23 protein-coding genes are annotated in these 23,557 nt (G+C 64.4%); 13 read left to right on the plus strand and 10 right to left on the minus strand.

From position 1 onward, the window contains the following. Positions 1–68: 68 nt before the first annotated feature. Both IC232_RS07540 and IC232_RS07545 read left to right on the plus strand, forming a co-directional pair. On the plus strand, positions 69–443 hold the full coding sequence (locus IC232_RS07540; protein WP_190844304.1) for a hypothetical protein: 375 nt from the start codon (positions 69–71) through the stop codon (positions 441–443). 82 nt (positions 444–525) lie between these two features. Further along, positions 526–1,074: a cupin domain-containing protein gene (locus IC232_RS07545; protein ID WP_190844305.1), complete on the plus strand. Its 549-nt coding sequence runs from the start codon at positions 526–528 to the stop codon at positions 1,072–1,074. Positions 1,075–1,140: 66 nt separating this feature from the next. On the opposite strand, the gene IC232_RS07550 is transcribed toward IC232_RS07545, so the two are convergent. Then, entirely contained in the window at positions 1,141–1,560 is a 420-nt protein-coding gene (locus IC232_RS07550; RefSeq protein WP_190844306.1) for an organic hydroperoxide resistance protein, read from the minus strand. Between the two features lie 303 nt (positions 1,561–1,863). Between IC232_RS07550 and IC232_RS07555 the strand changes: the two genes are divergently transcribed. After that, positions 1,864–2,589, plus strand: a complete 726-nt coding sequence (locus tag IC232_RS07555) for a class I SAM-dependent methyltransferase (RefSeq protein WP_190844307.1) — start codon at positions 1,864–1,866, stop codon at positions 2,587–2,589. On the opposite strand, the gene IC232_RS07560 is transcribed toward IC232_RS07555, so the two are convergent. The 3 genes from IC232_RS07560 to IC232_RS07570 form a co-directional block, all read right to left on the minus strand. Next, positions 2,550–3,800 carry an MFS transporter gene (locus IC232_RS07560; RefSeq protein ID WP_190844354.1) on the minus strand — a complete coding sequence of 417 codons (1,251 nt, stop codon included), beginning with the start codon at positions 3,798–3,800 and terminating at the stop codon, positions 2,550–2,552. The two genes, IC232_RS07555 and IC232_RS07560, sit on opposite strands and share 40 nt — an antisense overlap. A gap of 173 nt (positions 3,801–3,973) precedes the next feature. Next, a complete protein-coding gene (locus IC232_RS07565; protein WP_190844308.1) occupies positions 3,974–4,369 on the minus strand; it encodes a GtrA family protein in 396 nt (131 codons plus the stop codon). A gap of 31 nt (positions 4,370–4,400) precedes the next feature. Continuing rightward, positions 4,401–5,192, minus strand: a complete 792-nt coding sequence (locus tag IC232_RS07570; RefSeq protein WP_190844309.1) for an SDR family NAD(P)-dependent oxidoreductase — start codon at positions 5,190–5,192, stop codon at positions 4,401–4,403. Positions 5,193–5,506: 314 nt separating this feature from the next. Between IC232_RS07570 and carB the strand changes: the two genes are divergently transcribed. From carB to IC232_RS07585, 3 genes are all read left to right on the plus strand, one after another. Continuing rightward, the gene (gene carB, locus IC232_RS07575) at positions 5,507–8,977 is read left to right on the plus strand and encodes a carbamoyl-phosphate synthase large subunit (protein ID WP_190844310.1); all 3,471 of its coding nucleotides are present in this window, start codon (positions 5,507–5,509) and stop codon (positions 8,975–8,977) included. Positions 8,978–9,083: 106 nt separating this feature from the next. Further along, positions 9,084–9,560 carry a transcription elongation factor GreA gene (greA, locus tag IC232_RS07580; RefSeq protein ID WP_190844311.1) on the plus strand — a complete coding sequence of 159 codons (477 nt, stop codon included), beginning with the start codon at positions 9,084–9,086 and terminating at the stop codon, positions 9,558–9,560. Between the two features lie 34 nt (positions 9,561–9,594). Continuing rightward, positions 9,595–10,098, plus strand: a complete 504-nt coding sequence (locus tag IC232_RS07585; protein ID WP_190844312.1) for a twin-arginine translocation signal domain-containing protein — start codon at positions 9,595–9,597, stop codon at positions 10,096–10,098. A gap of 237 nt (positions 10,099–10,335) precedes the next feature. Here IC232_RS07585 and IC232_RS07590 read toward each other — a convergent pair whose 3' ends face one another. Then, positions 10,336–10,821, minus strand: coding sequence for an Lrp/AsnC family transcriptional regulator (locus IC232_RS07590; protein ID WP_190844313.1), 486 nt, complete (start codon positions 10,819–10,821; stop codon positions 10,336–10,338). 174 nt (positions 10,822–10,995) lie between these two features. On the opposite strand from IC232_RS07590, the gene IC232_RS07595 reads away from it, so the two are divergent. The 3 genes from IC232_RS07595 (at position 10,996) to IC232_RS07605 (ending at position 14,091) form a co-directional block, all read left to right on the plus strand. After that, a complete protein-coding gene (locus IC232_RS07595) occupies positions 10,996–12,009 on the plus strand; it encodes a mitochondrial fission ELM1 family protein (protein ID WP_190844314.1) in 1,014 nt (337 codons plus the stop codon). Further along, complete coding sequence (trxB, locus tag IC232_RS07600) at positions 12,009–12,971, plus strand: thioredoxin-disulfide reductase (protein ID WP_190844315.1); 963 nt, start codon at positions 12,009–12,011, stop codon at positions 12,969–12,971. Before IC232_RS07595 ends, trxB begins: the two co-directional genes overlap by 1 nt. A gap of 229 nt (positions 12,972–13,200) precedes the next feature. After that, the gene (locus tag IC232_RS07605) at positions 13,201–14,091 is read left to right on the plus strand and encodes a LysR family transcriptional regulator (RefSeq protein WP_036351388.1); all 891 of its coding nucleotides are present in this window, start codon (positions 13,201–13,203) and stop codon (positions 14,089–14,091) included. 375 nt (positions 14,092–14,466) lie between these two features. Here the strand turns inward: IC232_RS07605 and IC232_RS07610 are convergent, their stop codons facing one another. From IC232_RS07610 to IC232_RS07625, 4 genes are all read right to left on the minus strand, one after another. Then, complete coding sequence (locus IC232_RS07610) at positions 14,467–16,200, minus strand: AMP-binding protein (RefSeq protein ID WP_190844316.1); 1,734 nt, start codon at positions 16,198–16,200, stop codon at positions 14,467–14,469. Positions 16,201–16,343: 143 nt separating this feature from the next. Further along, entirely contained in the window at positions 16,344–18,383 is a 2,040-nt protein-coding gene (locus IC232_RS07615; RefSeq protein ID WP_190844317.1) for an elongation factor G, read from the minus strand. 149 nt (positions 18,384–18,532) lie between these two features. After that, a complete protein-coding gene (locus IC232_RS07620) occupies positions 18,533–18,820 on the minus strand; it encodes a hypothetical protein (RefSeq protein ID WP_190844318.1) in 288 nt (95 codons plus the stop codon). Next, positions 18,820–20,022: a pyridoxal phosphate-dependent aminotransferase gene (locus IC232_RS07625; protein WP_190844319.1), complete on the minus strand. Its 1,203-nt coding sequence runs from the start codon at positions 20,020–20,022 to the stop codon at positions 18,820–18,822. Before IC232_RS07625 ends, IC232_RS07620 begins: the two co-directional genes overlap by 1 nt. A gap of 136 nt (positions 20,023–20,158) precedes the next feature. Here IC232_RS07625 and IC232_RS07630 point away from each other — a divergent pair, with 136 nt between their 5' ends. From IC232_RS07630 to IC232_RS07645, 4 genes are all read left to right on the plus strand, one after another. Continuing rightward, a complete protein-coding gene (locus tag IC232_RS07630; protein WP_190844320.1) occupies positions 20,159–21,139 on the plus strand; it encodes a Bug family tripartite tricarboxylate transporter substrate binding protein in 981 nt (326 codons plus the stop codon). A 119-nt stretch (positions 21,140–21,258) separates the two neighbouring features. Beyond that, positions 21,259–21,639: a VOC family protein gene (locus tag IC232_RS07635; protein WP_190844321.1), complete on the plus strand. Its 381-nt coding sequence runs from the start codon at positions 21,259–21,261 to the stop codon at positions 21,637–21,639. Between the two features lie 174 nt (positions 21,640–21,813). After that, on the plus strand, positions 21,814–22,005 hold the full coding sequence (locus IC232_RS07640; protein WP_190844322.1) for a hypothetical protein: 192 nt from the start codon (positions 21,814–21,816) through the stop codon (positions 22,003–22,005). A gap of 78 nt (positions 22,006–22,083) precedes the next feature. Beyond that, positions 22,084–23,223, plus strand: a complete 1,140-nt coding sequence (locus IC232_RS07645; RefSeq protein WP_190844323.1) for a PQQ-dependent sugar dehydrogenase — start codon at positions 22,084–22,086, stop codon at positions 23,221–23,223. Between the two features lie 7 nt (positions 23,224–23,230). Here IC232_RS07645 and IC232_RS07650 read toward each other — a convergent pair whose 3' ends face one another. Continuing rightward, the gene (locus tag IC232_RS07650) at positions 23,231–23,551 is read right to left on the minus strand and encodes a YnfA family protein (RefSeq protein ID WP_190844324.1); all 321 of its coding nucleotides are present in this window, start codon (positions 23,549–23,551) and stop codon (positions 23,231–23,233) included. Positions 23,552–23,557 lie beyond the last annotated feature (6 nt).

Below are 23,557 nucleotides of genomic sequence, written 5' to 3' on the forward strand. Positions count from 1 at the left end.
TCACGGTAACCGGTCATTAACCATAAAACGAAAATAATTCCGGTTCTTGATTTGGGGGTATTTCAACCATGAATTTCGATGACGATTCCGGCGAATTCAGCCGGCTGCACAACCTGTTCACGTTTCACCTCGGCATCGCTGTCACGCTCTCCTGGCTGACCTCGCTCTATGCAGCCTTCTATGCTCCGTGGGTGCGCAATATCCGCCCGCTGATCGACCCGGCCAATGTGGGTCCAGTCGAGAGCACATGGTCCTATCTCTTCATCTTCCCGGTGGTGCTCACCACAGCCTGGCTGATCTCGATCTTCGGCCAGAACCTCTTCGCGCAATTCCGCATCTTCAAGAACCAGATCATCGAGTTCGCCTTCGCGGCGATGGTGGCCTTCGGCATGTTCTACCTGTCCATCGACCGCGCCGTCGCGGCGATGCTCATCGGCATGTAAAAAACCTAACAGCCTTCAAAAGGCCCCGCTCGATCTTTCGCCTGCCCAAAGCGTTCCCTCCCCGACCTGAAGGGAGAGACCTATGGCGCAGGCGAAAGGATATGGCGATCCGCGGGGCTACAACGCACCGCTCGGAACGGACACTTACGTCTTCCGCAGCAACGGCATCGTGCCGAACTCATCGCTGCCGCTGATCGTCCGCCGCGGGGCGATCCCGCCCTCCCAGGACGATCCGACCAAGGCCTTCAAGGCAACCTTCGCCAAGAACGGCTGGACGAATGCCTGGCTCGACAGCATCCACGACTATCACCACTACCATCCCAACACCCATGAGGTGCTCGGCATCGTGTCGGGCTCGGGCCAGATCCGCTTCGGGGGGGAGGACGGCGATCTCGTTTCCGTCACCTTAGGCGATGTGGTGGTTGTTCCGGCGGGTGTGGCTCATGCCTTGATCAATGCCAGCGATGACTTCGCCGTGGTCGGTGCCTATCCGAACGGATCCGATTACGACACCGTCCGCGATGATCCCAAGGCGCTCGCCTCCTCGCAGCAGCGCATCGCCCAGGTTCCCTTGCCGGCCTCGGATCCCGTTGACGGGTCCGACGGTCCGCTCACGAAGCTGTGGACCTGAGCACAAAAAAGGCCCCCTGCCCGGTGAGCAGGAGGCCTTCGCCCCTACGGCGTCGATGGATTTTTGTTAGACCGTCAGCGTGACCTGCACGTTGCCGCGGATGGCGTGCGAGTACGGGCACACCACGTCGGCCTTGTGCAGCAGGTCGGTGGCCTGCTCGTGAGACAAGCCCGGCAGGCTGGCCTTCAGTTCGACCACCAGTCCAAAGCCCTGGCCGTCGTCACGCTTGCCGATACCCACTGAGGCTTCGACCGAGGTATCGGCTGGAAGCGCGATCTTGTTCTGCGAGGCCACGAACTTCAGGGCTCCGAGGAAGCAGGCCGAATAGCCGGCTGCGAAGAGCTCCTCCGGATTGGTCCCCTCGCCACCCGCGCCGCCGAGCTCCTTCGGTGTGGAGAGGCGAACCTCCAGCTTTCCGTCATTGGAAGCGGCCACGCCTTCGCGTCCGCCTTGGGCTGAGGCATGGGCTGTATAGAGAGGGGTCATCGGAAAGCTCCTTGGATTCACGTGTCTGATCGTCAGGCTACCAAACTGCACGCTTACAATTTGATTGCGTACAATCTAAATAGGCTTCTAGCCGCGATTTCGATTGCGCGCAACCTAAATTTTCTGAGTTGTCGCTGTTTTAGATCACGATCACGACAAACCCTGGCTTCCCTCATCCTGTTGGACCTGCCTTTGGATGAACTCGGCACTCTGACCGAGCAGGTTGCGAAACTGCACGGCAAGCGTCATGACTCGGCTTCGTTGTCGGCGGAATCCTGAAACCGAGCGGGGAAAGCTTCTTTGATGAACTGGCGCGACTACTGGAACCAGGACACACCGATCTATACGGGCGAGCGGCACAAGCTCCTCCATTATCGGCTGATCGCCAACGACATCATCGGCCTCATCCCCTCCCCGGATGCGGCGGTGCTCGACTATGGCTGCGGCGAGGCGCTGTTTGCCGACAAGATCGCGGCGAAATGCGCCCGCTTGACGTTGAGCGATGCCGCGCCGCTGGTGCGCGAACGCCTGAACGAGCGGTTCAAGGGCAACGGGCGGATTACGGTGCTGTCGACGGACGATGTCGCCGATCTGCCGGACGCCTCGTTCGATCTCATCGTGGTGAACTCCCTCGCCCAGTACCTTTCCCTGGACGAGTTCCGCGCCCTTCTGAAGCTCGCCCATGACAAGCTGAAGGATGACGGCCGGCTGATCCTCGGCGACATCATCCCGCCCGACATCAGCCCGGTCACCGATGCCAGGGCGCTGCTCTCCTTCGCCTGGCAGGGCGGTTTCCTGCGCTCGGCACTGACGGGCCTCGCCCGCACGGCCTTTTCCGAGTATCGCAAGATCCGCGACGAGGTAGGCCTCGCGCAGTACAGCGAGGAGGAGATCGTCGATCTCCTGGAGGATGCCGGGTTCGCGCCGGAGCGCTCGCTACGCAATCTCGGGCACAATCAGGCGCGGATGACCTTCGTGGGACGCCCCGCTCAGGCTCGCGAGGCCGACGAGGATCTGACGGAGCGCTGATCGCTTGCCAGCGACAGGCCGAACACAACGAGGCCCGCGGCTGCCAGAACCGCGCCCACCCATCCGGTCGATTCAAACCCGTAACCGGCCGCAATCGCGAGGCCGCCGAGCCAGGCGCCGAGCGCATTGGCGATGTTGAAGGCGGAATGGTTGAGGGCTGCTGCAAGCGTCTGTGCGTCCGCCGCCACATCCATGAGCCGGGTCTGCAGGGCTGGACCGATGGCGACGCTACAGCCGACGAGGAACACGCAGGCCGAGAGGAGGATGGGGTTTTCGGCGGTGAGCCAGAGCGCCGTCATCACCACCATGCTGCCGGCGAGCGTGCCGCCGATGGTCGCCATCAGGTTCTTGTCGGCGAGCCACCCGCCCACGAGATTGCCCACGATCATGCCTGAGCCGAACAGGGCCATCATGATCGGAACGGCGTTCTCGGGCATTCCGGCCACCTGGGTGGCTGTGGACGCGATATAGGAGAAGACGGAGAACAGGCCGCCGAAGCCCACGGCCCCGATGCCGAGGGTGAACCAGACCTGCTTGCGCCTGAAGGCGCCGAGCTCTCGCATAGGGCTTGCCCCCTCCTGCACCTTGTCCTTCGGCAGGAACAGCCAGATCAGCAGCACCGTCAGCGCGCCCATGACGCCGACAGCCCCGAAGGCGATGCGCCAGCTGACGGTCTGCCCGAAGAACGTCGCCACCGGGGTGCCGAGCAGGGTCGCCACCGTGAGGCCCAGCATGACGCGGGCGACAGCCTGGGTGCGCTTATTGGGCGGCACCAGGGATGCAGCCACCAGTGCCGCCACGCCGAAATAAGCTCCGTGCGGCAGACCCGTGAGGAAGCGCAGAAGCACGAAGGATTCGAAGCTCGGCGCGATGGCGCTCACCCCATTGCCGACGGCGAAGACCGCCATGAGGAGAAGCAGCAGTGTCTGGCGCGCCAGCTTAGCCGCGAGCACGGCGATGATGGGCGCGCCCACCACGACGCCGAGCGCATAGGCGCTGATCGCGTATCCGGCCTCGGGGGTGGTGACGTTGAACTCATGCGCCACGTTCGGCAGCAGCCCCATGATGGCGAACTCGCCAGTCCCGATGCCGAAGCTGCCGACGGCGAGCGCCAGCTCGATCAGGGCCACCGCGAGGCGGGAGCGGGGAACGGCGGGAGCCTTGTCCTTCGCATCAAGACAGGCTTCCCCGGCAATGGCCATGTCGGACATGAGGCTTCCAGGATTTAAGGCGATGGGGTGATCGGACACGACGCGAGACGGATCCCGCATTCTTGTGACCCTCTATTGCACTGCAAAAAGATTCGCGGGACCCGACTGAATGCAGCCCTGGACTGCGTTGAAGGCCTGGAACCACGCCACAGCTCACCGAAAGCGCCAAAGCTCTAGGCAAATGTCCAAATCTTGTGCGCCATGAAGCTCCACAGCATCACCACGCCCGTGGTGATGATCTGCGAGGGCAGATATGGCCCCGCGAGCCACACCGTGAAGGCGTGCATCAGGAACCACGTCACGAGGAAGCCCACGAAGGCTACGACGGCAAAGCGCCAGGTCGCCTCCCGGTGCGGCCGCTCGCTGCCATAGGTGTGCCGGCGGTTGAGGACGTAGGACACGAGCCCTCCTGCTACGTAACCGGCCAGCGTCGCCGAAACCGGATGAAGGCTTGCGCCCTCCACAAGACCGATCAGCAGCCCGTAATGGACGACGGCCGCCACAAGGCCCACGCCGAAGAAGGCGGTGAACTGGCGAGCCAAGTGATGGAAGGGGCGAGAGGCGGTCACGAGGCTTCGATAGCGGCTTCTGCCCTGGCCGTCACTTCATTCCCTGCAGAAGCCCGGCGATCCGGCGCGACATGAAGCGCGGCATGAACTTGGCCCCGAGGGCGCCGGCCCGGTTCTTGGCTCCCGGAATGACGATGGCCCGGCCCGCCTCGTAACCCTCGAGTCCGAGGCGGGCGACCTCCGCCGAGGTGATGACGCCGGCGTTGAAGAGCCGGGAATCCTTCAGGCCAGCCGTGTCCGAGAACTCGCTCTCCGTGGGGCCTGGGCACAGGGCCGTCACGGTCACGCCGTGGGGCTTCGCCTCATCGTGCAGCGCCTCGGACAGGGAGAGGACGAATGCTTTCGTGGCGTAATAGACCGCCATGTAGGGTCCGGCCTGGAAGGCCGCTATGGAGGCCACATTCAGGATCCCGCCCCGCCGGCGCTCGATCATGCCCGGCAGCATCAGGCGGGACAGGGAGGTCAGGGCCGTGACGTTGAGATCGATCATGGCGAGCTGCTGCTCGTGAGGAAGCGACGCGAAATACCCTCGCAGCCCGAAACCTGCATTGTTGACCAGGGTATGGACGGCGATGCCCCGCTCCCGGAGCATCTCAGCCAAATCCTGGGGCGCCTCCCGGTCGCCGAGATCGAGGGCCATGACCTCGACAGGTACGCTATGAGCCCGGCGTATCTCCTCGGCCAGCGCCTCAAGCCGCTCGTGCCGGCGAGCCGTCAAGACCAGCGGATAGCCTCTGGCCCCGAACGCGCGGGCCAGCTCCGCGCCGATCCCGCTGGAGGCTCCTGTGACGACGGTCCAGCGGGGTTCTTCTGTCGTGGCCATGTTTTCCCAACTCCGTTGCCGACTCGGTCGTGGCGGATCGTACCGCATGGCCATTGGCTGTCTAAATCATGGCCAGCGCATCATGCGAAAAAGTGGATCCGGTTTTGCGCACTCAATGATGCGCCAGCCGAAAGTTGGAGCATCGGATTGGATCCCAAAAGTGGACCCACTTTTGGGTCCGATGCTCTAAGGCCTTTGAATTTGCCCAAGGTCCGTGTAAGAGCCTCCCTCAACCTATAATCCGATCACATCCCGGCTGCGCTTGAAGCGCCGTAGCTCTACGGCCGCGCGGCTGGACACGCCTGGGTGGCCCAATGCCGAAGCGGACAGACATTTCCTCCATTCTCATCGTCGGCGCCGGGCCGATCATCATCGGCCAGGCCGTGGAGTTCGATTATTCGGGCACCCAGGCTGTGAAGGCCCTGAAGGAGGAAGGCTACCGCATCATCCTGGTGAACTCGAACCCCGCCACGATCATGACGGACCCGGATCTCGCGCACGCCACCTACGTGGAGCCGATCACGCCCGAGATCGTCGCCAAGATCATCGAAAAGGAGCGCCCCGACGCGATCCTGCCCACCATGGGCGGCCAGACGGCGCTCAACTGCGCCCTGTCGCTGAAGAAGATGGGCGTTCTCGACAAGTTCAACGTGGAGATGATCGGCGCCACGGCCGAGGCCATCGACAAGGCCGAGGACCGCCAGCTCTTCCGCGAGGCCATGACCAAGATCGGCCTCGATACGCCGAAATCCCGCCTCGCCAATGCTTCCGCCCTCAAGAAGGCCGACCGCGACGCCTATCTCGCCGAGCTCGCCCGCATGGAGGCGCTCGACATCCACCCGGGCGACAAGAAGCGGATGGTCGCCGCCTACAAGCTCAAGTGGGATGCGGGCGAGAACGAACGGCGCAAGCGCTACCAGGAGCACGCCCTGGGCGAGGCCCTGCTGGCCCTGGCCGAGGTGGGCCTGCCGGCCATCATCCGCCCGTCCTTCACCATGGGCGGCACCGGCGGCGGCATCGCCTATAACCGCGAGGAGTTCCTCAGCATCGTGGAAGGTGGCCTCGACGCTTCGCCCACCAATGAGGTGCTGATCGAGGAGAGCGTGCTCGGCTGGAAGGAGTACGAGATGGAGGTCGTCCGCGACAAGGCGGACAACTGCATCATCATCTGCTCGATCGAGAACTTCGACCCGATGGGCGTGCATACCGGCGACTCGATCACCGTCGCGCCGGCGCTCACGCTCACCGACAAGGAATACCAGATCATGCGCGACGCCTCGCTGGCGGTTCTGCGCGAGATCGGCGTCGAGACCGGCGGCTCCAACGTGCAGTTCGCGATCAACCCGGAGAACGGGCGCATGATCGTGATCGAGATGAACCCGCGCGTGTCGCGGTCCTCGGCGCTGGCCTCCAAGGCCACGGGCTTCCCGATCGCCAAGGTCGCGGCGAAGCTCGCCGTCGGCTACACCCTGGACGAGATCGCCAACGACATCACCGGGGGCGCGACACCGGCCTCCTTCGAGCCCACCATCGACTACGTGGTCACCAAGATCCCGCGCTTCGCGTTCGAGAAGTTCCCTGGCGCCTCGACGACCCTCACCACGGCCATGAAGTCCGTGGGCGAGGCCATGGCCATCGGCCGCTCCTTCCCGGAATCGCTGCAGAAGGCGCTCCGCTCGCTGGAGACCGGCCTCACCGGCCTCGACGAGATCGAGATCGAGGGCATGGGCAAGGGCGATGACCGCAACGCCATCAAGGCCGCCATCGGCACCCCGACCCCCGACCGGATCCTCAAAGTGGCCCAGGCCCTGCGCCTCGGCGTCAGCCATGAGGAGGTCCATGCCTCCTGCAAGATCGACCCCTGGTTCCTGGAGCAGCTCCAGGACATCATCGACATGGAAGCCAAGGTGAAGGCCCACGGCCTGCCGCAGACGCCCGGCGCCTTCCGCCAGATCAAGGCGCTCGGCTTCTCGGATGCCCGCCTCGCCGTGCTCACCGGCAAGACCGAGGCTGAGGTGCGCGAGCAGCGCCGCTCGCTTGCCGTGCGTCCGGTGTTCAAGCGGATCGATACCTGCGCGGCGGAATTCGCCTCGCCCACCGCCTACATGTACTCGACCTATACCGCCCCATTCGCAGGCACCCCTGCGGACGAGTCCAATCCTTCGGATGCCAAGAAGGTGATCATCCTCGGCGGCGGCCCGAACCGGATCGGCCAGGGCATCGAGTTCGATTACTGCTGCTGTCATGCCTGCTTCGCGCTGAAAGACGCGGGCTATGAAACCATCATGATCAACTGCAACCCGGAGACGGTCTCCACCGACTACGACACCTCCGACCGGCTCTATTTCGAGCCGCTGACGCAGGAAGACGTGCTGGAGATCATCGAGACCGAGCGCTCCAAGGGCACGCTCCATGGCGTGATCGTGCAGTTCGGCGGCCAGACTCCGCTCAAGCTCGCCCATGCCCTGGAAGAGGCAGGCGTGCCGATCCTCGGCACCTCGCCGGATGCCATCGACCTCGCCGAGGACCGCGACCGGTTCAAGCGCCTGCTCGACAAGCTGCACCTGAAGCAGCCCAAGAACGGCATCGCCTATTCCGTGGAGCAGGCTCGCCTGATTGCCGCCGAACTTGGCCTGCCCTTCGTGGTGCGCCCGTCCTATGTGCTCGGCGGCCGGGCCATGGCGATCATCCGCGACGAGGCGCAGTTTGAGGATTACCTGCTCGGCACCCTGCCGAGCCTGATCCCGTCCGACGTGAAGGCCCGCTACCCCAACGACAAGACCGGCCAGATCAACACGGTGCTCGGCAAGAACCCGCTGCTCTTCGACCGCTACCTCTCGGACGCCATCGAGGTTGACGTGGATTGCCTCTGCGATGGCAAGGACAGCTTTATCGCCGGCATCATGGAGCATATCGAGGAGGCGGGCATCCACTCGGGCGATTCCGCCTGCTCGCTGCCGCCCCGCTCCCTGTCGCCTGAGATCATCGCCGAGCTGGAGCGTCAGACGAAGGCCCTGGCGCTGGCGCTTGAGGTCGGCGGCCTGATGAACGTGCAATACGCCATCAAGGACGGCGTCATTTACGTGCTCGAGGTGAACCCCCGCGCCTCGCGCACGGTGCCCTTCGTGGCCAAGGTCATCGGTGAGCCCATCGCCAAGATCGCAGCCCGCATCATGGCCGGAGAAGGCCTGGCGACGTTCGGTCTCACGCCGAAGGAGCTGCCCCATATCGCCGTGAAGGAGGCCGTGTTCCCCTTCAACCGGTTCCCGGGCGTGGACGTGCTGCTCGGGCCGGAGATGCGCTCCACCGGCGAGGTCATCGGCCTCGACCGCGGCTTCGGGGTAGCCTTCGCCAAAAGCCAGCTCGGCGCCGGAAGCCAGCTGCCGAAGACCGGCACCCTGTTCGTCTCGATCCGCGATTCCGACAAGCCGCGGATCCTGCCGGCGGTGAAGATGCTGGAGGAGGCCGGGTTCCAGATCGTGGCGACCGCCGGCACCCAGCGCTATCTCGAGGAGCAGGGCGTCAAGGCGAAGCGCATCAACAAGGTGCTCGAAGGCCGTCCCCATGTGGTCGATGCCATGAAGAACGGGGACATCCAGCTGGTCTTCAATACCACCGAAGGGGCCGGCGCCCTCTCGGATTCCCGGTCCTTGAGACAAGCGGCCCTCTTGCATAAGATACCTTACTACACCACTCTTGCAGGAGCGGTCGCCGCAGCCGAGGGCATCACAGCATACCTCAGCGGCGATCTCGAAGTTCGGGCGCTTCAGGAATACTTTGCCTGAGGCATCCGGCCTCACATTGGAACTGCGAAGCTTCTTGTAAGTTTTCGTTGACATGCGAGGGCGCTGGAAACAGCGGCCTCGTACCTCTTTTTGGACGAGACAAACGATGGACAAGGTCCCTCTGACGATCAAGGGTTTTGCGGCGCTCGAGGAAGAGCTCAAGCACCGGCAGCAGGTGGAACGCCCCCGGATCATCCAGGCAATCGCGGAAGCCCGCGCGCTTGGCGACCTGTCGGAGAACGCCGAATATCACGCCGCCAAGGAAGCCCAGTCCCTCAACGAGGGCCGCGTCCTTGAGCTGGAGAGCCTGATCTCCCGGGCCGAGGTCATCGACATCACGAAGCTCTCGGGCGAGCGGATCATGTTCGGCGCCATCGTGAAGCTCGTCGATGAGGACACCGAGGAAGAGAAAACCTACCAGATCGTGGGCGAGCCCGAAGCCGACGTGCGCTCCGGCCGCGTGTCGGTCGCCTCCCCCATCGCCCGCGCCCTGATGGGCAAGACCATCGGCGACACGGTGGAGGTTTCGACCCCGGGCGGCGGCAAGTCCTACGAGGTTGTCGGCGTCCAGTTCGGCGCCTGATGTGAAGAAGGGGGCTTCAACAGTGAGAAATCCGATGATGTCCCCTGTGTCCCGCCGCTCGCTCTTGAAAACCCTCGCCTGCGCCGGTCTCGCCGGCGCAGGCTTTGCCTTGCCCGCTCAGGCGCAGAGCTTCCCGCAAGCCTTCTCGTCCTTTTCCGTGGATGTGAGCGTCTTGAAGGCCAAGGGCCTCGGACCCTACGCCGACTTCGTCGCCTCTGTCGCGCTCGATGAGCTGCGGCGCTCCTTTGCCGACCGCACCGATCCGCGCGGTCCCCGGCTCGTCGTGCGGCTGACCAGCGTCACCCTCACGGCTTTTCCGGGCGGAAGCGGCGGCCCCCGGTGGCGCGGTGGCGGAGGCGGCGGACACGATGCGGTCGAGGGCGAGGCTCTGGCAGTCGGCCGCCGGAGCGAGGTCTTCGCGCGGCACCCGATGCTGGCCGTGCTCGACGCCCACGCCCCCAGCGTCGCCCCCAATGAGCAGGGCCGCACCGTCGCCGTGACGCAGCATTGGGTCCGCTGGCTAAGGCGGCAGATTTAATCTTCAAAGCATGGTCATCCCGGACGAAGCGTCAGCGGAGATCCGGGATCGGGTGCAGGACGAGGCTCGGAGCTCCCTCTCCCTGAGGGAGAGGGCTGGGGTGAGGGGTTACAGCCTTATCCGGACAGGGCGTAACCCCTCACCCGGACCTGAGGTCCGACCTCTCCCACAAGGAGAGGTGAAGGGGCCACACTCGTCTTACGATCCCGGATCGCCTGTGGCGTCCGGGATGACGCATTAGCCTTCGACGGCCGCCACATCCTCGATCGGCACCAGCGGCTCGTCCTTGATGAGGTCGAGGGTGAGAGCGGTGCGGACGTTGCGCACGTTCGGCAGGGAGGTGAACTCGGAGACCAGCCCCTGGAACGAGGCCAAGTTCGGGGCCACGCATTTCATGATGAAGTCGATGTCGCCCGAGAGGGTCCAGCATTCGCGGACCATGGCCCAGTCCTTCACCCGCTGCTCGAACTCCCTGAGCTCTTTCTTGCCCTGCACGTCGAGCTGCACCATGGCAAAGCAGACGATCTCGAAGCCGAGGTTCTTCGGGTCGAGGATCGCCCGGTAGGCTTTGATGATGCCGGCGCTCTCCAGAGCCCGCACCCGGCGCAGGCACGGGGGCGCCGACAGGCCCACCCGGCGGGCGAGTTCCACATTGGTGATGCTGCCGTCGGCCTGAAGCTCTTTCAGAATGGCCCAGTCGATGGAATCGAGGCGTCCGCGCACGGTAACTCCGTAGGCATGATCGGGGCGGGCAAAAACCGGCCAAACGCTTGGATCATGCAGTATCAGGTCAAAAAATCTCGTCTTGGCTGACTAGACCGTATAAGGGATCGGCACAAGGAGGACGGGCGATTAAGTCGCAACGAACTTCATGAACTCCACAGGCTCATTGATCGAATGTTGCGCGACGAGACTGGCCTCAACACCTGGGTGCTGACGGACGGCAAGGCCGGGGACGAGCTGCAGGCCCTGAGCGTGGCCGAGGCGTTGGGCCTGGTCCCGGAGGTTCGCCGGGTCAGGCCGAGAGCGCCCTTCACATGGCTGATGCCCTGGGGCCCGGTCGACCCGCGCGAGCGGCCGGGCGCTCCCGGCAGTCCTCTCGCCCCACCCTTCCCGGACTTGCTCATCGCCTCGGGCCGCCGGGCCGTGGCCTATCTGCGCCACGTGAAACGGGCGTCCGGCGGGCGAACCTTCACGGTGTTCCTGAAAGATCCCCGCACCGGCCCGGAGACAGCCGATTTCATCTGGTCGCCGAGCTACGACCGCTTGAGGGGACCGAACGTCCTTACCACCCTGACGCCGCCTCACCGGGTCTCGGCGCAGCGGATCGAGGCTGCCCGTGCTGAACTCGATCCGCGCCTCGCTCATCTGTCCAGTCCTCGCGTTGCCGTCCTGGCCGGAGGGAACAGCCGGCATCATCGTTTCACCGAGGAGAACATCGCTCGCCTGGTGGAGCATCTGACGTCCATTGCCGAGGCCGGAGCCGGATTGATGGTCACGGCCTCGCGCCGCACCCCTGCCACCTTGCGAGGTGCCCTGGTAGCCCTCACATCCAAGCATGGCGGCTTCTTCTGGGACGGGACCGGCGAGAACCCTTACGTGGACCTTCTTGCGCTCGCCGATTTCATCGTCGCGACGGCGGATTCCTTCAACATGATCGGCGAGGCGGCCGCCACGGGGCGGCCGATCCTGGTTTTCGAACCCTCCGGCGGCCATCCGAAACTGGATGTTTACATGAACGGGCTTAAAAGCCATGGAGTTGTGCATCCCTTCGCGGGCCGTCTTGAAGGACAGCCCTACGAACCCTTAAATTCAACACCCAAGGTCGCGAAGGCGATCGCTGAAGGCTTCAGCCGCCATCGCCGCGCTCTCGGCCTGCCGGACGTCGCCTTTCCACTGGAGACCCCCTGATGGCCCATTCTCACGCCAAGCTCATCATCATCGGCTCGGGGCCGGCAGGCTATACGGCGGCGATCTATGCGGCGCGCGCGCTGCTCGAACCGGTGATGATCTCCGGCTTCCAGCCCGGCGGGCAGCTCATGATCACCACCGACGTGGAGAATTATCCGGGCTTCGCCGACGTGATCCAGGGCCCCTGGCTCATGGAGCAGATGCGCCTGCAGGCCGAGCATGTGGGCACCAAGATGGTCTCAGACCACATCACCAAGGTGGACCTGAAGCAGCGCCCCTTCCGCCTCGAAGGCGATTCCGGCGACACCTACACCTGCGACTCGCTCATCATAGCGACCGGCGCCCAGGCCAAGTGGCTGGGCCTGCCGTCCGAGGGCCAGTTCCAGGGCTTCGGCGTCTCGGCCTGCGCGACCTGCGACGGCTTCTTCTACCGGGGCAAGGAGGTCGTGGTGGTGGGCGGCGGCAACACCGCCGTCGAGGAGGCGCTGTATCTGGCCAATCTTGCGTCCAAGGTTACTCTGGTTCATCGCCGGGACAGCTTGCGCGCCGAGCGCATCCTGCAGGACCGCCTGTTCAAGCACCCCAAGATCGAGGTGGTCTGGAACTCCGCCGTCGAGGAGATCTGCGGCTCGGAGAACCCCTCCTCCGTCACCCATGTGCGGCTCAAGAACCTCGTCTCGGGCGAGGCCTCGGACTTCAAGACCGACGGCGTGTTCATCGCCATCGGCCACAAGCCCTCGACGGAGCTGTTCGTCGGGCAGCTCGACATGAAGTCGGGCAGCTATCTGGTGACGAAGCCGGGCTCCACCGAGACCAACATCCCGGGCGTCTTCGCCGCCGGCGACGTGACGGACGACATCTACCGTCAGGCCGTCACGTCGGCAGGAATGGGCTGCATGGCTGCTCTGGACTCGGAACGCTATCTGGCGGCCCTGGAGGCTACCCAGGAAGCGGCCGAATAGGATTTGTTAACAACTGGTTAGTCTTCAGGCCGATTTCCTGTTGCGTCGGGCTCGCGGCTCATAAGAGATAAAGGCTGCCTTGCGTCTGGAGCATGTGAGGCCTAGAGCATCGTACGGAAAAGTGGATCCGGTTTTCCGCATCAACGATGCTCTGGTCCAAAAAGGAAGCATCGGATCCGATCCCAAAAGTGCAAATCCACTTTTGGGTCCGATGCTTGAGGGGAATGCCGTGGACTGGGACAAGATCCGGATTTTCTACACCGTCGCGGAAGCGGGCAGCTTCACGCGCGCCGGTGACGATCTGGGCCTGAGCCAATCCGCCGTCAGCCGCCAGATCAGCGCGCTCGAGCGCGAACTGAAGGCCCCGCTGTTCCACCGCCATGCCCGTGGCCTGATCCTCACCGAGCAGGGCGACCTGCTGTTCCGGGCCGCCCGCGACATGCGCATGCGGCTCGAGACCACCAAGGCCCGCCTTGTCGAGACCAGCGAACGCCCCTCGGGCGAGCTGAAGGTGACGACCACGGTCGGCCTCGGGTCGATCTGGCTCGCGCAGCGCATCGCGGAGTTTCTCGATCTCTACCCGGATGTCCGGGTCGAGCTGATCCTGTCCAACGAGGAGCTGGATCTCGCCATGCGCGAAGCGGATGTCGCCATCCGGCTGCGCCGCCCGGCCCAGCCCGACCTGATCCAGCGCCGCCTCTTCACCATCCACTTCCACGTCTATGCCTCGGCCGACTACATCAAGCGGTTCGGCGAGCCCAAGACCCTGGAGGATTTGGACGAGCACCGGATCGTATCGTTCGGCGGTCACCAGCCGTCCTATCTCATGGCCGTGCACTGGCTTGCCACGGCCGGGCGCGAAGGGCGCGAGCCGCGCCAGTACCATTATGTGGTCAACAACATCACGGCCCTGAAGCTGGCCGTCGAGACCGGCGCCGGCATCGCCGTGCTGCCGGATTATGCCGTGGTGGGCAACCCGGACCTCGTCCAGATCCTGCGCGACGTGGAGATGCCCTCCCTCGACAGCTATCTGGTTTATGCCGAGGAGATGCGCTCCGTGGCCCGCGTCCAGGCCTTCCGCGATTTCCTGATCTCCAAGGCTCAGCGCTGGACGTTCTAAAGCATCGGACCCAAAAGTGGATTTGCACTTTTGGGTCCGATGCTTCTTCTCCCAGTGAGAGCATCGGGCGAGCCCAGCGGGCTGCACGATGCTCTACGCCCCGAGTCCAAAGCCAAGCTCGATGGCTGCCCGGAGTTTGTCACCGGTGTGACGCAAGCTATGCGTTATATGCAGCCCTTTCATGAGGCATGCTGCATTGCAAAGAGGCAGGATGCAGTCGATATGAGCGGTGGCTGATTTCAACGCGGCAGTGCTTTCTTCCTCCCGGCGCTGCCGTGTCGGCCGTTCCCTCTGGAAGGTTTTGACTTATTTGTCGGACCTCTACTTTTGCCGGGCCTTTGGCCCGGCTTTTTTCTTTTCAGGGACCCCTCAGGATCAATTCCAGCGGACGTGGGACTGCTCCGCCTCCTCCTTGAGCGCACGGCGCAGGACCTTCCCCACATTGGTCTTCGGCAGGGTCTCGCGGAATTCGATCCGGCGGGGCACCTTGTAGCCGGTCATGTTCTCGCGGCAGAACTGGCGCAGCTCGTCTGACGTGAGGTTCGGGTCCTTGCGGACCACATAGGCTACGACCGCCTCGCCCGAATGCTCGTCCGGAAGCCCGATCACGGCCGATTCCATCACGCCCGGATGATTGGCGAGCACATCCTCGACCTCGTTGGGATAGACGTTGAAGCCGGAGACGAGAACCATGTCCTTCATGCGGTCCACGATCTTGATCTGGCCGTCGGGCAGGATGACCGCCACGTCTCCGGTGCGGAACCAGCCGTCCGCAGTCATGACCTTGGCGGTCTCGTCGGGCCGCTGCCAGTAGCCCGCCATCACCTGCGGACCCTTCACGCAGAGCTCGCCGCGCTCCCCATCCGGAAGGATGCTGCCGTCGCCGGCGCGGATGGTCACATCCGTCGACGGCAGGGGATAGCCGATCGTGCCGGTGAAGTCCTCGATGTCGAGCCGGTTGGCGCACACGACGGGCGAGGTCTCGGAGAGACCATAGCCTTCGACGATGGGCTGCCCGGTGATGTCCTTCCACTTCTTGGCCACGGCCTCCTGGGTGGCCATGCCGCCCGAGACGGCAAAGACCATCTGGGAGAAGTCCACCTTTTCGATTCCCGGCGCATGCGCCAGGGCGTTGTAGAGCGTGTTGAGGCCGGACATGAGCGTGATGCGGCTCTTCTGCAGCGTCTTGACGAAGCCCGGGATGTCGCGCGGATTGGCGATCAGCAGCTGGCATCCGCCGATCTTCGCCATCAGGAGCCCGCAGACCGTGAGAGCGAAGATGTGATAGAGCGGCAGCGCGGTGACCATGAGATGATCCTCGCGGTCCCCAAAGAAGGGAAGCATCCAGGCCTCGCATTGCATCACGTTGGCCACCACGTTGCGGTGAAGGAGCGTCGCCCCCTTGGCGACGCCGGTCGTGCCGCCCGTGTACTGCAGGAAGGCGACGTCGTCCGGCGAAACGGTGACCGGCTGCGGCTTGTTGCGTGCCCCCTCGGCCATGACGGCCTTGAAGGTCACCGCCTGCAGCAGGCTGAACGGCTTGACCGCCTTCTTCACACGGCGGGACACGAGATTGATGATTGCGCCTTTCAAGCCGAGCAGATCGCCCGGCGTCACGACCACGACCCGATCCAGCTTCAGCTCCGGCAGCGATTCCTGGACCGTCGCGCCGAAGTTTTCGAGCACGAACAGGAAGCGGGCGCCGGAGTCGTTGAGCTGGTAGGTCAGCTCGCGCGGGGTGTAGAGCGGGTTGACGTTCACCACCGTGCCGCCGGCCAGCAACACCCCGAACAGGATGGCCGGGAAGGCCATCACGTTCGGCAGCATGATGGCGACCCGGTCACCCTTCTTCAGCCCCTGAGCCTGAAGCCAGGAGGCCACCGCATCCGCGTCGCGCCCAAGCGCGGCATAGGTCACGCGTTTGCCGAAGCTCTCGGCCGCCGGTCGGTTCGGGTACTTGGCGAGGGCGTCGCGGAAGATGTCGTTGACCGTGCCGACCCTAGCCTCGTCGATCACAGGCGGAACGCTTGCCGGATAGGATTTGAGCCAGGGGCGGGCAGAAAGATCCTGAGCGCCTGTGGTGGCAGGCGCCGGGTTCGTGGCGTTCATTGTCGTCCTCCGCTTCTAGGCGAGGTTTGCTTCATGGGAGATGGCGTCTCCATCAAGCTTAACTTGGCGCGGAAGAGTCCTTTTGTCGATGGGATTAGTTTAGACCTGAACGATCTGCGGGGATCGTCCAGGTCCAAAAAGTCTCAATGAGCCTTCTGCAGCACCATGTCGGCCGGACGCCCGCTAAGTTCGGCCATGTGATCGAACCGGGTCGAGAAGGTTCCGACACCTGCCGTCGCGGAACGCAGTTCCACGATGAGGTCGCCGATCTCGGATTCCGGGATCGTCGCGCTCAACACCTGCCACCCTGACCAGCCGGGCCGCTCGTCATAGCCGAGGATCTGCCCGCGCCGGCCGGTCACCAGGGCGGTAGCTTTGGACAGCGCCTCGGACGGGATCGTGATCTCCACCGACAGAATCGGCTCCAGCAGCACGGGCTTGGCCTTCGGCAGCGCCTCCGCCAGTGCCAGCCTGGCGGCAGCCTGGAAGGCGGCATCGGAGGAATCCACCGTGTGGTAGGAGCCGTCCGTCAGGCTCACGGCGAGATCGACCACGGGAAAGCCCAGAGGGCCGCATTTCAGGGCATCGCGGACGCCCGTCTCGACGGAGGGGATGTACTGGCGCGGCACCACGCCGCCGGTGATCCGATCCTGGAAGGCAAAGCCCTCCCCGCGCGGCAGCGGCTTGATCTCGATCATCACGTCGCCGAACTGGCCATGGCCGCCGGTCTGCTTGCGGTGGCGGCCGCGGGCCGCTGCGGGCAGCTTGATCGTCTCGCAATAGGCCACCCTGGGCTTGGCGGTCTCGATCCCGACCTGGAAGCGCGAGGCGAGCTTCTCCACCGCCACCCGCAGGTGCATCTCGCCCTGCCCGTGCAGCCGGATCTCGCCCATCTCGGGCCGGGTCTCGACCGCGAGCGACGGGTCCTCCTCGGTGATCTTGGAAAGGGCGCTCGAGAGGCGCACGTCGTCCTTGCGGTCCTTCACCTTGAGGGCCATTGCATAGACCGGCTCCGGCGGCGCAACGGACAGGATGGCCTCGGGCCTCGTCTTGCCGGCCGCAAAGCTGTCGCCCGTTGCGATGTTTTCCAACCGGCCAAACCCGACCGTGTCGCCGGCGACTGCCTCCGGCTTTCGGGCCGTCGTATTGCCCACCATCGTCAGCAGGCTGCCGATCCGCGCCTCGCCGCCGCGGGAGCCCACAACGGTATCGCCTTCGTGGAAGGTGCCGCGCATGACGCGGGCGATGGAAAGCTTGCCGCCCTGCCCCTGGTGCAGGGTCTTCATGGTCTGGGCCAAGGGCGCTCCCTCTTCGGGGATGCCGAGACGCGCGCGAGTTTCAGTCAGGGTCGGCGCTTCGTGGCGCAAGGCCTTGAGCAGCCGCGTGATGCCGTTGCCGCGCTCGGCCGAGCCGATGAGCGCCGGCACCACATGCCTCTCCCGCAGCTCCTTGGAGAGATCATCGAAGATCTGGTCGCGGGGCGGCTCGATCTCGGAGATCAGCTCCTCCATGAGCGCGTCGTCGTAATCGGCCAGGCGCTCGAGCATGGCAAAGCGCGCTTCCTTCTCCCGCGGCAGTTCGCCCTCGGGCAGATCCACGACCTCGCTCGGCGCATGCTCGCGGTAGATGAAGGCGCGCTCAAGCGCGAGGTCGATGAAGCCCACCGCGATGCCGTCCTTCCAGAGCGGGATCTGGCGCAGGAGCAGCGGCGTGCGGGAGGCCTGCTGCAGCAGCGCAAGCGTCTCGCGGATGCGCTGGGTTGCCGTGTCGATCTTGTTGATGAAGAGGAAGCGCGGAATGTCGGCCTCCTCAAGCTCGCGCAGGATGATCTCAAGGGCCGGGATCTTGCGCTCGTCCGCCTCGCACACGACGATTGCCGCGTCGCAGACCGGCGTGATGTTGCGCATTTCGTGTAGGAATTCCGTGGAGCCGGGGCAGTCGACGAAGGTCAGGTTCTCGCCGAGAAAATTGACCGTGGCCACATTGGGCTCGATGCTCATGGCATGGGCGCGGGCCTCGGCGCTCGCATCGCCCACGCTGTCTCCGTTTGCCACGCGCCCGGCCCGCGAGATGGCTCCGGTCCGCTCCAGGATGGCCTCAAGAAGCGTGGTCTTGCCGCTCTGAAACGGGCCGACGATCGCGATGCATCGCGGGCCCGCACCTAGTCTGCCGTTGGGTGCCATAGGATTTCATCCTCCCTGCCCCCGTTGCTGGCGCGCTCTTGTCCAGGACGCGTTGAGGATGATGCTCTGCCTGTGATGGTGAGTTGGCAAGAGGTTTTGTGGAGGTGGCCTTGAAGCAGGAAAAGATGGTGCCTCTTGGCTCTTCTGAGTCAGAGAACCTTGACGGCATCCTGATGCTCGCCCCGCTGAACCACGCGCATGGCCGTGATCGTTACAGGACCAGCGCGTAAAAGATTCATCGCCGAGACGATCATTTCGGCGAGGCGTTCCGGCGCGATGCTGTCGCCCTCGATGTCGAGGAGGAAATCCTTCGCCTCCACGTAGCCGCCGTTGGTGAAGTCGACGCGGGCGTCGAACTTCACGCGGTGCGTGGAGGCGGGATCGGCCTGGTAGGGCTGTGCCGCGGGATCCGGGTTGAAGGTCCGCGGCAGGATCATCAGCGGAGCGATCCGCAGAAGCGCTGGATGCGGTTGCAGGCATCCTCGAGCGCGGCGTTGGACGTGGCGTAGGAGATGCGGAAGTTGGGGCCGAGCCCGAAGGACGAGCCGTGCACGGCGGCGACGCCCTCGGCTTCCAGCAACTCGGACACGAAGTCCTCGTCGGTCTCCAGCACCTTGCCCGACGGCGCGGTTTTGCCGATGGCCTCGGCGCAGGACGGATAGACGTAGAACGCGCCTTCCGGCATCGGGCACTTCAAGCCCTTCGCCTGGTTGAGCATGGAGACCACGAGGTCGCGACGCTCCTCGAACGCTTTCCTGAATCGCGGCAGGTGATCCTGCGGCCCGTCGAGCGCCTCGACCGCCGCCCATTGCGAGATCGCGCTCGTGCCGGAGGTCTGCTGCCCCTGCACGAAATCCATCGCCTTGATGAGATGCTCAGGCCCGCCGGCATAACCGATGCGCCAGCCGGTCATGGCATAGGCCTTCGATACGCCGTTCATGGTGAGCGTGCGCTCGTAGAGGTTCGGCTCGACCTGCGCCGGCGTGACGAACTCGAAATCGCCGTAGGTGAGGTGCTCGTACATGTCGTCGGTGAGCACCCACACATGCGGATGGCGCATCAGCACGTCGGTGATGGCCTTCATCTCAGGCCGTGAATACGCAGCACCCGTCGGGTTCGATGGCGAGTTGAGGATGATCCACTTAGTTCTAGGCGTGATGGCGCGCTCGAGCGGCTCGGGCTGGAGCTTGAAGCTGTGCTCCATGGTGCAATCCACGAACACGGGCTTGCCGCCGCACAGCACCACCATCTCCGGATACGAGACCCAGTAAGGTGCGGAAATGATGACCTCGTCGCCCGGGTTCAGGGTGGCGAGCAGCGCGTTGTAGATCACGTGCTTGCCGCCCGTCGACACAATGGTCTGCGAAGGCTTGTAGTCGAGGCCGTTCTCACGCTTGAACTTGCGGGAGATCGCCTCGCGCAGCGGCACGATGCCGGAGACCGGCGTGTACTTGGTCTCGCCCCGGCGAATGGCCGCGATGGCCGCTTCCTTGATGTTGTCAGGCGTGTCGAAATCCGGCTCGCCCACGGAGAGGCTGATCACGTCCCGCCCCTGGGCTTTCAGATCCCGCGCTTTCTGCGTGATGACGATCGTGGCAGACGGCTTGATGCGGGAAAGGGCGTCAGACAAAAAGCCCATGGGAATCCTCCGAGCGGGGGGTTAGAAAGGGACCGTGACGGCGGCGGACCCTAAAGCGGCGAAGCCGTCCAAGCAAGCAAAACAGCCAGGAAAAACAACCCTTCCCAGACGGGATTTTGAGGAGACGCCTTTTCCGATGACCCAATCCGTCACTCGCCGCCTCGCCCTTGGCCTGTTCGCCGGCGCGGCCCTGTTCGCCTCCGCAGCCTCCGCCCAGGACTTCCCGAACCGGGTCATCAAGATGGTGGTCCCCTATCCGGCCGGCGGCCCCACCGACGTGATCGCCCGCATCGTCGCCGAGGAGATGGGCAAGAGCCTCGGCCAGAACGTGCTGGTCGAGAACCTTGCCGGCGCCTCCGGGGCGGTGGGCACCCGCACGGTCGCCAAGGCGGATCCTGACGGCTACACCATCGTGTTCGGCAACAACCAGACCCACGGGAACAACATGTTCCTGCTCAAAGAGCCGGGCTACGACGCGGTGAAGGACTTCGCGCCGCTCGCCGGTGCCGGCGCCTTCGAGCATGTGTTCGTGGTCAAGAACGACCTGCCCGTGAAGACGATTCCGGAGCTTGTGGAACTCGCCAAGAAGGATCCAGGCAAGCTGAATTACGGCTCGACGGGCGTGGGCTCGGGTTCGCATTTGGCCACCGAACTCTTCATGACCCGCACGGGCACCAAGATGACCCATGTGCCCTTCCGGGGCGCGGCTCCCCTGGTGACCGAGCTCATGGCCGGCCGCATCGACGTGTCGAACTCGACCCTGCCGAGCGTGCTCTCCCAGTTCCAGGCAGGCCAGATGCGCGCCATCGGGATTGCCAGCCCGCAGCGCAACCCGCAGGCACCCGACGTGCCGACCTTACGCGAGCAGGGCATCACCAATGCGGATGCGGAGTCCTGGGCCGCCTTCTTCGCGCCGGTGAATACGCCGAAACCCGTCCTCGACAAGCTGTCGGGCACGATCATCGCGATCCTCAACAAGCCCGACGTGAAGGAGCGCATCACCAAGCTCGGTTTCACCCTGAACGTACGCAATCCGGACGCCTTCAAGCCGTATCTCGAGAAGGAGATCCAGACCTGGGCCGAGATCATCAAGGCGGCCGGCATCAAGGCTGAGTAGAACTCGTATAAAACACTTCGTCATGGCCGGGCTAGTCCCGGCCATCCACGTTTAAGAGGCTTGAAGACGTGGATGGCCGCAACAAGTGCGGGCATGACGCGGGATATGGGAGATAGCGGATGCAGCACCACCAAGGCCGATTGATCGACCACGTCCATCTGCGCGTCTCCGACCTCGAAGCGAGCCGGCGTTTCTACCGCGCGATCCTGCAGGCCTTGGGCCATGACTTCACCTCCGAGAGCCCGGAGCATTTCGCCTGCGACGAGCTATGGATCGACAGAGCAGACGGTCCCGTCTCGCGGGTCCACCTCGCCTTTCAGGCCAGGGACCGGGAGAGCGTGCATGCCTTCCACGCGGCGGCCCTGGCTCATGGCGGGCGCGATAACGGCGGGCCCGGAGAGCGCTCCTATCATCCCGGCTACTACGCGGCCTTCGCGTTCGACCCTGACGGTCACAACATCGAGGCCGTCTTTCACGGCCCCTCGGAACGCTCCGCCTAAGTCCGTCGTTGTGCGTCGGAGGACAGCCTGACGGTTTGCCACAATGGTTAACAATTAGTTAACAAAGACTTAGCCAAGACTCCGTAAGCAGCACTTTCGCCGCACCCCGGAACTTTCTTGAATCAAAGAAGTTTTCCTCTCGTGATCATCGTTCGGTTGCTAGGGGAAGAACCGATGAAAACCTTCAGAGCCAGAAATACCTGCCACGTGTCGTCCCGGGTTCAGCGTCTCGACCGGCGCCAGGAAAGCCGCTGCTCCCTGGCCCTGATCATGCTGATGGGCCTCGCGACGCTCTCCGTCATGGCAACCACCCAGACGCTCTCCGCACAGGACACGAAGACCATCCACGTCTATTCTCCGCGATAACGCGTGAGTGAACGACGGCATGGTTGACGCCCTGCTGCAAGAGTCTAGCTCTCCGGTATCGGACCGACGGAGAGATGTATGCTTAAGCTTCGTGTTGCCCTGGCCTGCGCCCTGACGCTCGGCGCCCTTTCCCCCGCCTTGGCCCAAGACACCCAGCGTTTCCGCACCGACAAGGTGGAGGTGATCGTCGAGACGGTCGCCCGCGATCTTCAGAACCCCTGGGGCCTCGCTTTCCTGCCCGACAACCGCATGCTGGTCACCGAGCGCCCCGGGCGCCTGCGCATCGTCGACGCCAACGGCACCCTGTCCGAACCGATCCAGGGCCTCCCAAGGATTGCCGTGCGTGGGCAGGCCGGGCTTCTCGACGTGGCCCTCGATCCCAACTTCGCCCAGAACCGGCTCGTCTACCTGAGCTTTGCCGAGGATCGCGGCGAGGGCCGCGCCGGCACGAGCGTGGCGCGGGCGCGCCTCAGCGACAACGGACGGGCGCTGGAATCACTGAACGTCATCTTCCGCCAGGAGCCGAACTATACCGGACCGAACCATTGGGGCTCGCGCCTCGTGTTCGACCGGGAGGGCAACCTCTTCGTTACGCTCGGCGACCGCTTCGACCTGCGCAACCAGGCCCAGAACCCGGCCAACCACATCGGCAAGATCGTCCATATCAAGCGTGACGGCTCCGCGGCTCCGGGCAACCCTTATCTGAACCGCGAGGACGCCCGGCCGGAGATCTGGTCCCTCGGCCACCGCAACCTTCAATCGGCGGCGCTCCACCCGACAACGGGCGAGCTTTGGACCGTGGAGCACGGCGCGCGCGGCGGCGACGAAGTGAACATCCCGCAGAAGGGCAAGAACTACGGCTGGCCCATCATCTCCTACGGGGTCGATTATTCGGGTGCGAAACTCGGCGAGGGCACGAAGAAGGAAGGCCTGGAGCAGCCGGTCTATTACTGGGATCCCTCCATCGCCCCGTCCGGCATGGCGTTCTACACGGGCGACAAGTTCCCGGCGTGGCGCGGCAGCATCCTGGTCGGGGCGCTGGCCGGCAAGCTCGTTTCGCGGCTCGACACCAACGGCAACCGGGTGACGGCTGAGGAGCGCATGCTGCAGCAGCTCGGCGAGCGCATCCGCGACGTGCGCCAAGGGCCGGACGGCTTCGTCTATCTGCTCACGGATTCCCGAAACGGCCGCATCCTGCGGATGAAGCCCGCGACCTGATTGCGGTTCAAGCGCGCGGCCCGAACAGAATGAGGGCCGCGCCCGCAAGGCACACCGCCCCGCCGGCCATGTCCCACCGGTCGGGCCGCGTCCCTTCCGCGATCCAGAGCCACAGGATCGAAGCGACGATGTAGACGCCGCCATAGGCCGCGTAAGCCCGCCCGGCGGCATCGCTCGGCACGAGCGTCAGCAAATAGGCAAACAGCGCCAGCGATGCCATTCCGGGCACGAGCCACCAAGCCGTCCTGCCAAGGCGCAGCCAAGCCCAGAAGGAAAAGCACCCGGCGATTTCGGCCAGTGCCGCGCCGGCGTAAATGAGAAGCGCCATGGCCTT

Origin of the sequence: Microvirga sp. (assembly GCF_014699075.1) — a bacterium.
Lineage (GTDB): Bacteria > Pseudomonadota > Alphaproteobacteria > Rhizobiales > Beijerinckiaceae > Microvirga.